At 43.6% G+C, this 14,310-nt stretch carries 13 protein-coding genes and 1 riboswitch; of the genes, 2 read left to right on the top strand and 11 right to left on the bottom strand.

Annotated elements, in window-relative coordinates:
- Positions 1-17 precede the first annotated feature (17 nt).
- The gene (locus tag BIV59_RS08315) at positions 18-836 is read right to left on the bottom strand and encodes an STAS domain-containing protein (RefSeq protein WP_071351010.1); all 819 of its coding nucleotides are present in this window, start codon (positions 834-836) and stop codon (positions 18-20) included.
- 279 nt (positions 837-1,115) lie between these two features.
- Positions 1,116-1,715, bottom strand: a complete 600-nt coding sequence (locus BIV59_RS08310; protein WP_071351009.1) for a TetR/AcrR family transcriptional regulator — start codon at positions 1,713-1,715, stop codon at positions 1,116-1,118.
- A gap of 87 nt (positions 1,716-1,802) precedes the next feature.
- On the opposite strand from BIV59_RS08310, the gene BIV59_RS08305 reads away from it, so the two are divergent.
- Positions 1,803-2,351: a hypothetical protein gene (locus tag BIV59_RS08305; protein ID WP_071351008.1), complete on the top strand. Its 549-nt coding sequence runs from the start codon at positions 1,803-1,805 to the stop codon at positions 2,349-2,351.
- A gap of 95 nt (positions 2,352-2,446) precedes the next feature.
- Here BIV59_RS08305 and BIV59_RS08300 read toward each other — a convergent pair whose 3' ends face one another.
- Positions 2,447-4,633 (bottom strand): DNA topoisomerase III, encoded by a 2,187-nt coding sequence (locus tag BIV59_RS08300; RefSeq protein ID WP_071351007.1) that lies wholly within the window; start codon positions 4,631-4,633, stop codon positions 2,447-2,449.
- A gap of 391 nt (positions 4,634-5,024) precedes the next feature.
- Between BIV59_RS08300 and BIV59_RS08290 the strand changes: the two genes are divergently transcribed.
- On the top strand, positions 5,025-6,581 hold the full coding sequence (locus BIV59_RS08290) for an ABC-F family ATP-binding cassette domain-containing protein (RefSeq protein ID WP_071351005.1): 1,557 nt from the start codon (positions 5,025-5,027) through the stop codon (positions 6,579-6,581).
- A gap of 78 nt (positions 6,582-6,659) precedes the next feature.
- On the opposite strand, the gene BIV59_RS08285 is transcribed toward BIV59_RS08290, so the two are convergent.
- The 8 genes from BIV59_RS08285 to BIV59_RS08250 form a co-directional block, all read right to left on the bottom strand.
- Positions 6,660-7,610 (bottom strand): ATP-grasp domain-containing protein, encoded by a 951-nt coding sequence (locus tag BIV59_RS08285; RefSeq protein WP_071351004.1) that lies wholly within the window; start codon positions 7,608-7,610, stop codon positions 6,660-6,662.
- Positions 7,611-7,648: 38 nt separating this feature from the next.
- A complete protein-coding gene (locus tag BIV59_RS08280; RefSeq protein ID WP_071351112.1) occupies positions 7,649-8,698 on the bottom strand; it encodes an LLM class flavin-dependent oxidoreductase in 1,050 nt (349 codons plus the stop codon).
- A 97-nt stretch (positions 8,699-8,795) separates the two neighbouring features.
- Positions 8,796-8,902: riboswitch (SAM riboswitch) on the bottom strand.
- 83 nt (positions 8,903-8,985) lie between these two features.
- Positions 8,986-10,179 carry a class I SAM-dependent methyltransferase gene (locus BIV59_RS08275; protein ID WP_240501871.1) on the bottom strand — a complete coding sequence of 398 codons (1,194 nt, stop codon included), beginning with the start codon at positions 10,177-10,179 and terminating at the stop codon, positions 8,986-8,988.
- 367 nt (positions 10,180-10,546) lie between these two features.
- Positions 10,547-11,179 (bottom strand): response regulator, encoded by a 633-nt coding sequence (locus BIV59_RS08270; RefSeq protein ID WP_071351003.1) that lies wholly within the window; start codon positions 11,177-11,179, stop codon positions 10,547-10,549.
- Complete coding sequence (locus tag BIV59_RS08265; RefSeq protein WP_071351002.1) at positions 11,172-12,218, bottom strand: sensor histidine kinase; 1,047 nt, start codon at positions 12,216-12,218, stop codon at positions 11,172-11,174. Before BIV59_RS08265 ends, BIV59_RS08270 begins: the two co-directional genes overlap by 8 nt.
- Positions 12,215-12,946, bottom strand: coding sequence for a cell wall-active antibiotics response protein LiaF (gene liaF / locus BIV59_RS08260; RefSeq protein WP_083392094.1), 732 nt, complete (start codon positions 12,944-12,946; stop codon positions 12,215-12,217). The genes BIV59_RS08265 and liaF overlap by 4 nt, the downstream gene beginning before the upstream one ends.
- A gap of 96 nt (positions 12,947-13,042) precedes the next feature.
- A complete protein-coding gene (locus BIV59_RS08255) occupies positions 13,043-13,687 on the bottom strand; it encodes a PspA/IM30 family protein (protein ID WP_071351000.1) in 645 nt (214 codons plus the stop codon).
- A 22-nt stretch (positions 13,688-13,709) separates the two neighbouring features.
- Positions 13,710-14,057 carry a lmo0954 family membrane protein gene (locus BIV59_RS08250; protein WP_071350999.1) on the bottom strand — a complete coding sequence of 116 codons (348 nt, stop codon included), beginning with the start codon at positions 14,055-14,057 and terminating at the stop codon, positions 13,710-13,712.
- Positions 14,058-14,310 lie beyond the last annotated feature (253 nt).

Below are 14,310 nucleotides of genomic sequence, written 5' to 3'. Positions count from 1 at the left end.
AGAGGCGGCTGATAATGCTATACAAGTTCAAGGTTTCTTTTTATATTTGCATTATTGAAATCAAGCCCCAGCTGGATGGCTGTTTGAGCGATTTCCGGCCGGATGCCGGATAAGATAGATTTTACTCCAATTAAGCTTAGAGCTTTGATTAATTGAAAAATCTGCTGCGCAACCATAGTATCCATGATGACTACTCCAGATAAATCAATATACAGCAATTTAATCAGCTTCTCGGCACATTGTTCCAGTGTATTTTCAAGAATGAATTTGGCCCTTGCCGTATCAATATCCCCCACTAGCGGAAGCAAGGCGGTACTGCTGCCAATCGGGATGACAGGAGAACTCAATTCATTAATCATTCTTTGCTGCGATTCGAGCCTTTTCATGGCATAATTATGGTTTTCCTGTACAAACCAAATCATGACCTTACTAAATATTTTAATAACTTTCCGTTCCCATGAGGAAATTGCATCCTCTGAATAATTCCCTTTATGAAGTGAAAAAAATTGCTGAAGCAAATCCAAATACTGTTCCTGTGTCCTGAAAAACTCCCTTAATATGAAATGGATAGGCGTACCTAGATGCTGTTCATCCTGGGCAATTTCCAGAATCCAGGATTCGAAGTTTTCTATAAAACTAGATTCATCTTTTATAAAAAGATCACAAAAATGAATATGAAATTCGTAATTTTGCTGTTTAACGGCTTTAATAACTTCAGGATCAGTAGACGAATAAACACCAGCGGGATCGCTTTTATCCAAAGAACCGTACCATTCTTCGGTTAAACCCCAGGTCTTCTCCAATAAAAATTCGTGCAGCTCTTTGTTTACGTCCATATTCTACCCCCGTCAGTTTTATTTCTAATAAAAATCATACCATACAGTTATTAGATCTGTTCACTAAAATGCATGCTCCATCTATCATAGCAGCACGCTTGTTAGCAGGCATACAAAAACACCCGCCAATGCGAGTGTTTGCTCCATCTATTTCACATCTTTATGGTTTTAGTATTTCATAAACTGATTGGCAAATTGCTTCATTGGGAGTTGAACCATAATACGCCGCATGTCCGTATAAGCAAGTTATGAAACTTTGTGCTGCCCTGGATTTTCCTTTCAAGAATTTCTTCTGCAAAGACTTTCTAGATGAAGTGCAATTACAGCTTCCATAAGCTTTGGTGTGACTTCATCCCCTTTTTGCAGATGATGTAATGCTAATCCATCTATAAGAGCATATAGCCGCTCCGTTTCAAGAAACACATCGAGATTTGGTGATGCAAGCCCAAGGTTTTCAAGTGATTGTATGATGAAGAAAATGGCAGATTTCGTTTCTTCATAGATTTCATTGCTGAATTTGCGGAGTGAAGGTTCACTCATCGCTTTCACTGTAAAAGCAAGCCATACCTCCGTTTCATATCTTTTTTGTTCATCCACAGGCAGGATTTCTCTTAGTATCAGTTTCATGTCTTCTACCGGCGGACCGTCAAGTTTTAAGCTGCTTGCCCTTTTTCTTATTCGTTCCAATACTAGCTGCATTGAAAAAAGGAGCAGTTCTGATTGTGTAGGAAAATAATGACGCAGCGAGCCAAGCGAGATGCCCGCTTCTTTAGCGACTCTTCTGACGGTTGCATGCTCCATCCCTTCTTCAGCAATGATCCGCCAGGCCGCTTCGGCTAATTTTTCTTTTTGTTTTTGATGATCAACTATTTTTGGCATATTTTTATTATATCACCGTTGATTGTTTTAATACAGCTGTGCTATTATGTATTTAATACATTTGTATTAAAAAAGGAGTGCGGAATATTGATTGGTTGGCTCATTTTAGTTTGTGAAGCTGGATTTTGGCTGATAGTCCTCGGAGGGCTGTTTATCCACTATGTCCTTAAACAGAGAAAAATAGGCGGAATGGTTTTATTATGCACACCCATCATAGACTTGCTTTTACTTGTTTTCACAGTGATTGACTTAAAAAATGGAGCTCCTGCAACTATATTCCATGCCTTATCTGCTGTATATATAGGTGTAACAGCAGGATTTGGCCATTCCATGATTAAATGGATGGATCAGAGATTCTCTTATTGGATGGCAGATGGTCCGATACCGGAAAAAGCTCCTAAATTCGGAGCCGGGCATGCACGCGCTGAACGCATAGGATGGTTCAGGCACTTTTTATCCTGGATGATCGGCATAGCACTGATGTACGGAATGATTCTATATATTGGCGATTCTGACAATACTGAAGAAATAAAGAAGCTTATTAAATGGTGGTCTATTGCTCTTGCAATCGACTTTCTATACAGCTTCAGCTATTCACTTTGGCCCAGGAGCAAAAGAATAGATGATAAGGCATAAAGGCTTTTGTCTATGTATCACAGCCCATAGAGGCCCAATCTGATCCCTGACGCGATAAAAAAGGATGAAGCAAATCTGCTTCATCCTTTTTTGAGTTAATCAAACTTTAGTTTAGCAAGTGCATCGGCAAGAGCCGTATTGATTGGTTCATCTTTATTTTGCTTGTTCAGATAGCTTGATACGTCTTTTTTGGATGCTTTTTGGTCTTTGCCTTTGCCTCTTCTTTTATTAAAAGAGGAAAGCTTCTCATGATAGCCGCACTTGCAGACAAAGGTCTGTGCCTCACCCTGGCCGCGCATCTCCATCTTTTTATGGCATTGCGGGCATCTTGCGTTTGTAGCCCGGGAAACTCCTTTTCGGTATCCGCATTCCCTGTCCTGGCAGACGAGCATCTTTCCTTTTTTTCCATTTACTTCAAGCAGCGGTTTTCCGCAATCAGGACATTTAGTTCCTGTCAGATTGTCATGCTTGAACTTCTTGCTGCTGTTTTTGATATCTGTAACTATATCCTTGGCATATGCCTTCATCTCGCTGATGAAAGCCTGCTTAGGAAGCTGCCCTTTTGCAATGGCAGTCAATTTCTGCTCCCACTGGGCTGTCAATGCCGGCGAGCGCAGTTCATCCGGGGCTAGGTCAAGAAGCTGTTTGCCTTTTGAGGTGACAAATATCCCTTTTCCCTTTTTCTCAATTAAGAAGGTATTAAAAAGTTTCTCAATCACATCTGCACGGGTAGCAACGGTTCCGATTCCGCCGGTTTCACCCAGTGTCTTTATAAGATCCTTTCGTTCACCGCTCATGTATTTCGATGGATTTTCCATGGCAGAAAGCAGGGTGGCTTCATTCAGCGGCTCAGGCGGCTTTGTTTCCCCATTGGTCATAGAGAGGTTTGTTATCTTAAGCACATCGCCCTTAGTCACGGACGGCAGCATTTGTTCAAGGAGACCATCATTAGAGTCCTCTTCATCTGTCTGGTGATCATATGCTTCCTTCCATCCGGAATGTAATGCCACTTTGCCTCTGGCTGCAAAAACTTCTCCTCCGATTATTGCTTTGATGGTTGTCTGCTCATATTCAAAAGGAGGCAGGAGCACAGCAAGAAATCTTCTGACAACCAAGTCATATATTTTATATTCCTTGTCGCTTAATTTACTCATGATAGGCGTTTGTTCAGTCGGTATGATGGCATGGTGATCTGATACCCTGCTGTCATCGACAAACGATTTGTTCACTTTAATGGGGCTTCTGAGAATTTTGGAAGCGAGCATGGAATACGGCTTCACCCTAACAGCTTCAAGCCGTTCCTTTAAGGTATCAACAATATCCGAAGATAAATGCCTTGAGTCGGTTCTCGGATAGGTTAAGGCCTTATGGCTTTCATACAGCCCCTGCATAATGGACAGTGTTTCCTTTGCAGAGTACCCGTACTTTTTATTCGCATCCCTCTGAAGCTCCGTCAAATCGTAAAGCTGCGGAGCAAAGCTTTTTTTAGTCGTCTTATCAACGTCTGCGACCTCGGCGCTTTGGTTTCTTGCCTTAGCCAGGATGCTTTCTGCTTTCTCTTTTTCGAATGTGCGGGTATCCTTTGTTTTTCCATCCTGCCAGATCAAATGCATATTAGAAGCCAAAGCTTTTAACCCGTAATATGGCTTCGGGCTGAAGCTCTTTATTTCGTCCTCTCTTTTCGCAATCATGGCAAGTGTCGGGGTCTGTACCCTGCCGCAGGATAATTGGGCATTATATTTGGTTGTAAGCGCCCTTGTCGCATTCATGCCTACGATCCAGTCGGCTTCCGCCCTTGCAACCGCAGAAGCATAAAGGTTTTCATATTCCCTTCCATCCTTTAGCTTGCGGAATCCGTCTTTGATCGCTTTGTCAGTCACAGATGAAATCCATAGGCGCTTGACGGGCTTTTTGACATGAGCCTTCTCAAGAATCCACCTTGCGACAAGCTCTCCTTCACGGCCTGCGTCTGTCGCGATAACGACATCCTTAACATCTTTCCGGTTCAGCTGGGTCTTCACTGCCTGAAACTGCTTGCCGGTCTGTTTGATGACTACCAATTTCAAAGAGTCGGGCAGCATCGGCAGGTCCTCTAGCTTCCAAGCTTTATACTTTTCATCGTACGCTTCAGGATCTGCATGGGTAACTAAATGTCCCAGCGCCCAAGTGACAATATATTGATCTCCCTCAAAAAAACCATTTCCTTTTTTATGGCTATTCAGCACTTTAGCTATATCTCTTCCGACTGAAGGTTTTTCAGCCAGTATAAGTGTTTTACTCATGATAACATCCTTTCAATTTCCTAAAATGCAAGAAATGTTTGTTCCCGTACATTATCTCATAAATTGCTTTGGAGAGCGACGATATGGGATGTAACTTACATGGCTCTCAACAACTTGGTCCTGTTAAACTTGCCTGCTGATTTCCGGTACGAAAGCTTCCTTTTGGGGCCAGCCCCGCGAGCTCCCTTTTGCCAATTGAACCCCTGTAATCAGCAAATCACTTTTACAAAGCATATGATTCAACAATTATTTCCCGAGAAATTTGTCGATTGGTGCTTCCTTGCTGTTTCTGGTATTTTTGGGCGGACTGGCAAGCAAGGATAGCAATCTATCACGGATTTTAGTAAGATGGACTATGGATGTGTTAATAAATATTGGAGGTTCACAAATAATGAGCTTACTTTCTATAGATAAATTGGGCCATAGCTTCGGCGACCGTACATTGTTCAAGGATGTTTCCTTTCGTTTAATGGCTGGTGAACATGTTGGCCTGGTCGGTGCGAATGGCGTCGGCAAATCTACTTTAATGAATATCATAACCGGACATTTAATTCATGATACAGGGCGGATGGAATGGACTCCGGGCGTCGTATACGGATACTTGGATCAGCATACCGTGCTTACGAAGGGAAAGACCATCCGTGATGTTTTAAGAGATGCCTTTCTTCCGCTATTTGAAGAAGAAAAGGCCCTGAATGAAGTCACAGAGAAAATGGGGACAGCTTCTCCGGAAGAGCTTGAAGAGCTTTTGGAACAGATGGGTGTCATTCAGGACAAGCTGGAAGCAGGGGGCTTTTACAATCTTGATATCAAGGTAGAAGAAGCTGCACGCGGACTTGGCCTGGATGCCATCGGACTTGACCGTGATGTTTCTGCTCTTAGCGGCGGGCAGCGGACTAAGGTTCTGCTTGCCAAGCTGTTATTGGAGCAGCCTGAGGTTCTTTTATTAGATGAACCTACCAACTATCTGGATGTCGAGCATATCCGCTGGCTAAGCAACTATTTGAAGGAATATCCGCATGCCTATCTTTTAATTTCCCATGACACGGAATTTATGAATGGCGTAGTTGACGTTATCTTTCATCTGGAATTCTCCAAACTGACTCGTTATACAGCTACCTATGAAAAGTTCCTGGAATTAGCTGAAATCAATAAAAATCAGCATATCCATGCCTATGAAAAACAGCAGGAATTCATCAAGAAGCAGGAAGATTTCATAGCGAAAAATAAAGCACGCTATTCAACAACGGGCCGCGCAAAGAGCAGACAGAAGCAGCTTGAGAAAATCGAACGGATCGACCGTCCTGAAACGGCCATGAAGCCCACCTTTGATTTTAAAGAGTCGCGAGGAAGCAGCAGGTTTGTGTTCGAGGGTGAAGCATTAGAAATTGGGTATGACCGCCCGCTCTTCCCTAAGCTTACAACAACGATTGAACGCGGAGACAAAATTGCAGTGGTCGGAAGCAACGGTGTCGGGAAGTCCACACTGCTAAAAACCATTCTCGGCAAAATTAAGCCCATTAGCGGCAAGGTCATCCTTGGCGATTTCCTTTTCCCTTCTTATTTCGAACAGGAAGTGAAAGCTGCAGGCACCACGCCGCTTGACGAAATTTGGAATGCATTCCCGAGTCTGGAGCAGCCTCAGGTAAGAGGAATCCTTGCAAGGGTCGGCTTGAAAAATGACCACATAACCCGCCCGCTGAACCAGCTGAGCGGAGGTGAACAGGCGAAGGTCCGCTTATGCAAGCTAATGCTGACAGAAAGCAACTGGCTTTTGTTTGACGAGCCGACCAACCACTTGGATATTGTAGCTAAAGAAGAGCTTAAGCGCGCCATGAAAGCCTATAAAGGCACTATTGTCCTTGTCTGCCATGAGCCTGATTTCTATGAGGATTGGGTGACAAAGGTATGGAACGTGGAAGATTGGGCGAATGAAGGCCAAAGCTGACTCTTTTATAGCCTTAACTGCATAAACAAAAACCATCTTTGGGTGCTCCAAAGATGGTTTTTGTTATATATGAATATCTTATAAACGGGCTGGTTCAACTATTTTCAATTCATTGCCCAATAGCCTGGCTAATTCCAGCATGCCAAATTTCCCTGCCGCTTTTTCTGCATCGCTGTTATAATTTGTATTTGTATTAATGTCATATGTGAAGATTTCCCCTTCACTGTTTCTGATAAATTCAATCCCGGCAACAGCAATTTGATTTTCTTTCAGGAACGTTTCGTATTGCTCGATAATGGGCTCCCGGAAACCTTCAATAACCTGGAATTTTGGCTTTTCAGGAACCTCCTCCCCAACAGGGCAGAATAAATCGCCAATCTGGCATGCGTCCGCCGGGCACAGCTCAAAGCCCTCAGATGTGTCGACACGGACAGCATACACAAATTTTCCGCCAACAAATTCACAGCGGGTGATATATGGCTCAGGGGATTTGATATATTCCTGAATCAGTGTAATGCCATCGACCGGTTCTTCAAAATCAGGGCTATCCACATATTGCTTCAGTGCATCAATGGAATGGAACAGCTGGACCCCAAGTCCCTTTCCGGCACGGTTATGTTTGGTGATAAAGGATTCTGCACCCAACTTCCCGGCTGCTTCTATAATCATATCTCTCCCGGCTGCAGCGATGGTTTTAGGTGTTTTAATGCCATGGCTTGCTAGTGCCGTGTATTGATTGACCTTGCTCACTTCCAATCGGAGAGCCCGGCTGCCGTTCAGGACCTTCCGTCCGTGCTGCTCAAGCCATGCCAAGACCGACTCGGTAAGTTCAGGCGCAAAACGGTGGCCCCTTGTATGGGAAGAAGCGCTCATTCTGCTGTAAAACACGCCTTCCGGCGGCTCCTGGGATAAGTCCACCAGTCCATGGTCAAGATGCCACTCTTCATAAGGCAGGTTCAGTTCATTCAATCTGTTTGTCAGATGCTCTGTCCATTCGCTGTTTTCGTGAATGATGTAAATTTTGCTCATTATTATAGCCTCCTGTTATAAGCTTCAAAACTTGACCGTCAGGCTTTTGTTTTTTGGCGTTTTTTCTCCACAAGCGGTTTTACCTGTTTCGCGAAGCGCTCCATTTCTTCCAGCTGCGGTGAAAACTGAAGCAAAAGCAAATCTACTCCCGCTTCTTCAAATTTAATGATACGCTCTGCAATCTGTTCTGGAGTCCCAATAAGGTTCGGGCGCAATCCCCTGTTGGAGACCGAATAATCATAAAGCTTGACCTGCTGCTCAAGCTGCGACTTATTAACGAAATCATTATATCCGGCATATGCACTGGATTCTTTAACATCCGTAATTCTCTTAAGTTCTTCCTGTGCTTCTTCTTCACTGTCCCTGCAGATTACATAGGCGGCCAATCCAAAAGATGAGAAAGGCTGTTTTCCTGATTCTGCCCGTCTTTCCTTCATTCCTTGAATTTTACCCCTGATTTCTTCAACTGTTCCGCCATGCATCACATATGCGTCACATTTTCCCGTTATCACCTGTTTGCCGCGTTCACTTTCACCGCCGGCATATAGGATTGGATTAGGCCGCTGCACCGGTTTTGGGCTTAAATGGGCATCTTTGATATCATAGTACTTTCCCTTATAGGAAAAGACATCTTCTTTCCATAAGCCCTGAATAACATCAATGAATTCTTCCGTGCGGTCATATCGTTCATCATGGGCCGTAAAGATCCCTCCATACTGGCGAGCCTCTTCCTCCCACCAGGCTGAAACAATATTCAGCGTGAATCGGCCATTGCTTATCTGGTCGATATTCGCCGCCATTTTTGCTGTAACAGCCGGATTATGGAATCCAGGCCTGACAGCGGTCATAATTTCGATTTTTTCGGTCACAGCAGCAAGCCCTGCTGCTGTAGTCCAGGCCTCAAGCGAATCTTGTTCAGGCCCTTTTATATCATTCAAGTAAAGTTCAGCAATCAATGTCGTATCATATCCCCACTGTTCTGCAGCCTGGATGACAGTCTTGGCATATTCAAAGGTTGGCGGCATGTTTTCATCATCTACATTTCGAAGCCATCCGCCAAAGATGGGAAGCCAAAATCCAAATTTCATCTCTCTATCTCCTTTTCCATTCAATTCTGCCTTCATCTTGAATAAAAAAACACACAAAAAAACTTCCCCCGATAAGAAGAAGTTTCGATTTATCCCCTGCTTATCTGCCAGAGTGCATGACTCTGCTGGAATTGGCACCATTCTGACTGTGTCAGCGGCTGCCGGGCTTCAAAGGGCCAGTCCCTCCACCTCTCTCGATAAGTACTATTCAATTTTTACATAAATTAATCCTACTACGAACCTTGGTTATCCGTCAACTTTATTGTTAGATAATTTTCAATAATACATTAATATGTTTTTTCACAGACAAGTGTGTAGGTTTTTGGAAGCCCGATATCGTGGATTTTATGATTCGGCTCCTCCTCCAGCACCTTAATTACAAGTCCTGATTGGCCAATTGCCGTAATCAGCTCGCCTATGGACCATTTTCTTTGGACCACATTTGACAGGCTTTCCTGCTCTTGCTCGGGCATATGCTTGGTAAATGCCACTCTATTATTTTCTATCTGTGAATCAAAATAATTGCCGGTTACTTTATGTTTTTTTCCTGAAGATGAAATCAGCTTCGTTGAAATAGGATGAAACTCGTGAAGGACAAATCTTCCGCCCTTCTTCAGCAAGCCCCTGATAACCTCTGCTAACGGCTGAAGGTCGATTACATAATGCAGAACGCCAAGCTCCATTAAAACAAGGTCATATTTTCCGCCAAGCTCTGCTTGAGGCAGCGAAAGAACATCTGAAACGATATAGTTTATATCGACTCCGCAAGAAGCTGCCAGTTCTTCTGCGAATGCTTTATTTTCTTTTGAAAAATCAGCCACCGTAACCTCTGCACCCAGTAATGCCAGTGCTGCTGCTTTCACTCCATTTGACCCCATCAAATGGGCTACTTTCTTTCCATTAAGATCACCTAAATACTTATAGAAGGGATGCAGCCTCCAAGCAGGGTTCTGCCTGATCTTTTCTGCCATGTCTTCCGGGCGCCCGTACCTGTTAATAAGCGCCAGATAATTATTCTGGTTCCAGGCCTGCTCATTATGCTCGGTGAATCCCTGCTGCTGCTTCAATAGATGGGCATGGATGCTGCTGCTGAATCTATTCATTTCTTTATCGTATAAATGGCTGTAAAGTGAACGGCACCAGATCTCTTCGCCGCCATGCGGAATGGCTATCCGGTATGGATCTGTTTTAACAGTGGTATTGTAAAAGAAGCTTATTACCGCTTCTATTTGGTTGATCTTAAGATGAAACTCTGCCTTTTCCGGGGTTTTCACGAGTTGAGAAGGCTTGAAGGTTTCAAAAAGGCTATATGCCTGCTGAAGCAGATCCCATTGTACGCTTACGGTTATTTTATCTTCGTCCTCCAGAATGACCCCCTGCAGCAAAAGTGCTGAAGCCCCGGTAAATTCATAGGGTATTCCCGCATGGTTTAAAAGAGAGCCTATGTGAAGGATGCCCGTATAATAAGTGTTGTCTTCCATATCCTATCCCCCATTTTTGTCAAAGCCTGTTTCGTTCTCATCCTGCTATAGCGGGTCATATATTTCCGCTTAAAAAATCTTCATTTTATGTAAATGCTCTTTTCTTAAAGATTGTTGTTACTTAAATAGTTCTGCGAGGAAAATCCATTGTTAAAGCAGGTTGATTGGAGCGGAAGGTGCGGAGACTCCTGCGGGATCAGCGTGACAGGTGAGACCCCGCAGACGACGCCTGGGAGGCTCAGCACACGCCCCGCGGAAAGCGAAGCACCCTGGAGCGGAAATCAACCCCTTGTTCCATAGCAGCAAAGTTTACGGAAAGAGCCTATTTAAAAGAGCGCTTTTAATAAAGAGTCTCCAGTTTTCCCTGTTATTTCACCAGTGCATGCTTGAATGCATAAATGACGGCCTGTGTGCGATCCTGCACTTCCAGTTTGCTCAAAATATTGCTGACATGCACCTTTGCTGTTTTCAGGGCAATATATAGTTCGTCTGCGATTTCCTGATTGGTTTTCCCCTGTGCGATCAGCAGCAAAATTTCCATTTCCCTGTTTGTGAGCTGTTCATGGAGAAGCCGCACAGCTGGTGTTCTCATTTTTTTCATCATCTTGCCTGTCACTTCCGGTTCCAGCACGGAATGGCCATGGAATGTAGAACGCACTGCCTCTGCTATATCACTTGCCCTTGAGGTTTTCAGCATATAGCTGGAAGCTCCTGCTTCAAGAGCCGGGTATACCTTTTCATCATCCAGAAAACTTGTGACGATAATGACTTTTGCTTCCGGCCATTTATCGATTATCAGTCTGGTTGCCTCAATCCCGTCCATTTCTTTCATGACCAGATCCATTAATATAATATCCGGGCGCAGTTCAAGTGCCAGCCTTACTGCTGCACCGCCATCATCTGCCTCGCCGATCACTTCTATATCAGCCTGCATAGATAAATAAGAAGATACCCCTATTCTTACCATTTCATGATCATCTACAAGCAATACTTTAATCAATATCTTCACCTCCTGAAGAAATTAATGGCACTTTTACTTCGAGCCTAGTTCCTTTATTGATCACACTGACTATTTTCATTGTGCCGCCAATTTCTGCAGCACGCTCCTGCATATTAAGAAGCCCATAAGAACCTGCTTTGGAGTTTTCTGAGCGGAAGCCGCAGCCATCATCTGCAATGATAAAGATAATCAGGCCGTCTCTTGATATTAGTGAAACCTCAAGTGATGAAGCTTTTGCATGCCTTAGAGTATTGGAAACAGACTCCTGAAGGATGCGGAATAAATGATCCTCTATCCCCCTGTCCATAGAAACAGGTTCTATCTTCCATGTGATTTTCATCGGAACTTTTTGAACGAGCTCCCCAAGCAATGAGGTAATGCCCTCTTGAAGGGATTTGCCTCTTAGCGGCACCGGGCGCAAATGAAGGAGGAGTGCCCGCATTTCAAGCTGTGACTGATGAATGACACTCTCTGTTAGCTTAAGCTGCTTCATTTCATTGCTGTCGGTATCCTGCCTGCTTTCGGTTATGGCTGACATGAGCATCGAGGCGGCAAACAGCTGCTGGCTGACAGAATCATGGAGCTCCCTTGCCAGGCGGTTTCTTTCCTGCGAAATAATTTCCTGAATATATTTTTCCTGATCCTTCACTTTTTCATTGGCCAGCTTTTGAACCGATTTGGCCTGTTCAGCGATATGCCTGCGCACATTTTCAAGCTGTGCTGAAATTCTTGCAAACTCCTGAACTTGTGTATTTCCTTCAAATGAAGATGCAGAGCCTTGTGATATTTTATATAACTCGTCACCCACTTCAGCAAGCTGCCTTTTCCAGTAAACACCTGAAATGGCTCCATAAAGGACACCAAGGATAATACTCGCGATCGGCAAAAACAGCGCAAACGGGAAATTCATGATCTTCCTGTTCCATAACAGTGACCAATCGTACAGCGGATATATAAAAAACACAAGTGAAGGCAATAGAATCGACATAGCGAAAGAAATGGCCGCACCCCTGATAATCTGCCTGGTAAGAATGCTCATATCCGTTTCACCTCTAAATCTCCGATAAGCAACGAGGTGATGATGGCAATCTTCTGTTCTGCCTCATTAAATCCAGGTGTCTGGAAAGAAAGAATACTATTGAAAATTTTCCTGTCCGCGTTATTGAACACCGACGTGCTTCCAGCAATGACAGAGTGGTGAATGCTCACTTCCAAATCATACGGAACTAAAATACGGACATTTCCCGCAATACCCCGGATGGAAATAAAGGTGTCTCCTTTAGGAAGAATCGTATTGCTCAAATCAATGACCGTATCACCAATCCCGGTCTGTATGTTCACATCATTCCATTCATATACATGGTCAGGCGTCTTTCTGCCTCCGAACAGCTTGTTTTCAAAAAGGAAATTCTTCTTGATCAGCGGCTCCTGGCCGCGATTCTTAGACTCTATCAGTACCGGATTGATATGTTCCGGATTCTTTTTGGATTGATAAAAAGTGTATAAAAGATAAGCAAGAATAGCTAAAATGAAAAATTTAAAGACCATCATCTGCAGCACAATAACAACCGTACTGAATAGTCCGATCCAAAACAGCATTTTCCCTATTGCACGATGATATTTTTTTTTGCCAAGGTATAAACACCCGAAGGATAGCGGAAGTGAGATGAATAAATCCCCATCAAAAAATACTAATTCTAAAAATAGCAGTACAATGCCAGTTAAAAAAACCCAGCCAATCCACTCTGTTCTATGTTTATTCAACACAGGGCCTCTCCCTTCGCTGATACTGCTTTTTCATTGCTGCATATATTTCAAAAGAGGCGCAGATTTCTGCGCCTCTTTAAGAATACCACGATTGCTTTAAGAAATAGAATGGGTTTCTTTATTTTTCAATTCCTTTTCAAGGCGGGCGATCCTGCCGTCAATGGTTTGATGGTGATAAGAAGAATTAACCGTATCTTCGAGCCTTTCCAGGTATTGCCCCATTTCTTCAAACCGCATAAATGGCTTATCCGCATTGCTTTCTGTATCCAGCACGCTATTGATTTTATAATGTGCTCTGGCAGCATTCTCTCGCCCCATCAGCTCCAGGCGTTTGATATTCATATCTTTTAATTTATGCTTCATTTCTTCGTACTTCTGTTCAAGCTCCTGCAGCTGATTCTCTGCATCATGAAGAGCCGTTTTTAAGCGCTCAGCACGCTTTTCGTATTGATCAATTTCACGCTCAGCAAACTCCTGCAGCCCGGTTTCCCCGGCCTTGGCAGCTACCTCTGCCTGATGCTTCCGTTTATCGGCTAAATTAAGCGCATACGCCAATTCCCGTGTAAACTCTTCCTTCAGCTGGTATTGGCGCTCTACAAGCTTGCGCACCTTTTCTGTTTCCTGTTCACTTTGGCGCATATATTGATTCAAGACGGCAAATGGATTCTTCTTTTCCTTTTGATCCAGAAGTTCATGAAAATCAGCAGCAATTGTCTCTTTTAATCTTGTAAATACGTTCATGTTTTTTCTCTCCCTTTTCCTATTAGTTTTTATTTAAATCTGCCCATTGTTTCTCGAAATTAATAAAAGGATCTTTTTCTCCGCTAACTTGCTCACTTTTTGTTCCGTTCCATTTCTTATAAACAAAATACAGAACAAGGGCGGCAGCAATGCCAATAACAGATGGAATATTTGCGATCGCCGCAGAAAGTGCAGCGAGGGAAATGATTGCCCAAATTACTTTTCCCCATGCGGATTCTGCTTTAATAAACTGTTTGAACACAAAATATAAAATCACCAGGCTTATTGCCAGGCCAGCCAGCGGGCCAACATTCGCAAGCAGTATCATCGCCGCAATAACACCTGCAGCTGCTAATCCGAATTTTTTCATATTTATTTTCCTCCTTTCAATCTATACTCCAAGTTTACCTGCCTTCCCCCTTTTTCATAATGAGCTCCGGCCATATTTTCACATAAGGCTTGAGGCGTACTTGTAAGCAAATTTGTTCTTTTTTAATGAATGAAGTGAGGCGATTCCCTTGTTAAATCAGGTTGATTGGAGCGTAAGGCGCGAAATTTCTACCGGAAAAGCGGGAAGGTGAGCCCCACGGAAAGCGAGCATCTTGAAGCGGAAATCAGCCACC

The sequence above is a fragment of the Bacillus sp. MUM 13 genome (assembly GCF_001866725.1).
In the GTDB taxonomy this organism is placed as follows: domain Bacteria; phylum Bacillota; class Bacilli; order Bacillales; family DSM-1321; genus Peribacillus.
The sequence above is the reverse complement of the archived record's forward strand: the minus strand, read 5'-3'. Positions and strand labels throughout refer to the sequence as shown.

Bases quoted from the DNA above. Each gene is read 5' to 3' on its own strand.
- BIV59_RS08285 (WP_071351004.1), bottom strand. From the start codon at position 7,610: ATGAGCAAAATTTACATCATTCACGAAAACAGCGAATGGACAGAGCAT.
- BIV59_RS08280 (WP_071351112.1), bottom strand. From the start codon at position 8,698: ATGAAATTTGGATTTTGGCTTCCCATCTTTGGCGGATGGCTTCGAAAT.
- BIV59_RS08300 (WP_071351007.1), bottom strand. From the start codon at position 4,633: ATGAGTAAAACACTTATACTGGCTGAAAAACCTTCAGTCGGAAGAGAT.
- BIV59_RS08275 (WP_240501871.1), bottom strand. From the start codon at position 10,179: ATGGAAGACAACACTTATTATACGGGCATCCTTCACATAGGCTCTCTT.
- BIV59_RS08265 (WP_071351002.1), bottom strand. From the start codon at position 12,218: ATGAGCATTCTTACCAGGCAGATTATCAGGGGTGCGGCCATTTCTTTC.
- BIV59_RS08255 (WP_071351000.1), bottom strand. From the start codon at position 13,687: ATGAACGTATTTACAAGATTAAAAGAGACAATTGCTGCTGATTTTCAT.
- BIV59_RS08250 (WP_071350999.1), bottom strand. From the start codon at position 14,057: ATGAAAAAATTCGGATTAGCAGCTGCAGGTGTTATTGCGGCGATGATA.
- BIV59_RS08290 (WP_071351005.1), top strand. From the start codon at position 5,025: ATGAGCTTACTTTCTATAGATAAATTGGGCCATAGCTTCGGCGACCGT.
- BIV59_RS08315 (WP_071351010.1), bottom strand. From the start codon at position 836: ATGGACGTAAACAAAGAGCTGCACGAATTTTTATTGGAGAAGACCTGG.
- BIV59_RS08310 (WP_071351009.1), bottom strand. From the start codon at position 1,715: ATGCCAAAAATAGTTGATCATCAAAAACAAAAAGAAAAATTAGCCGAA.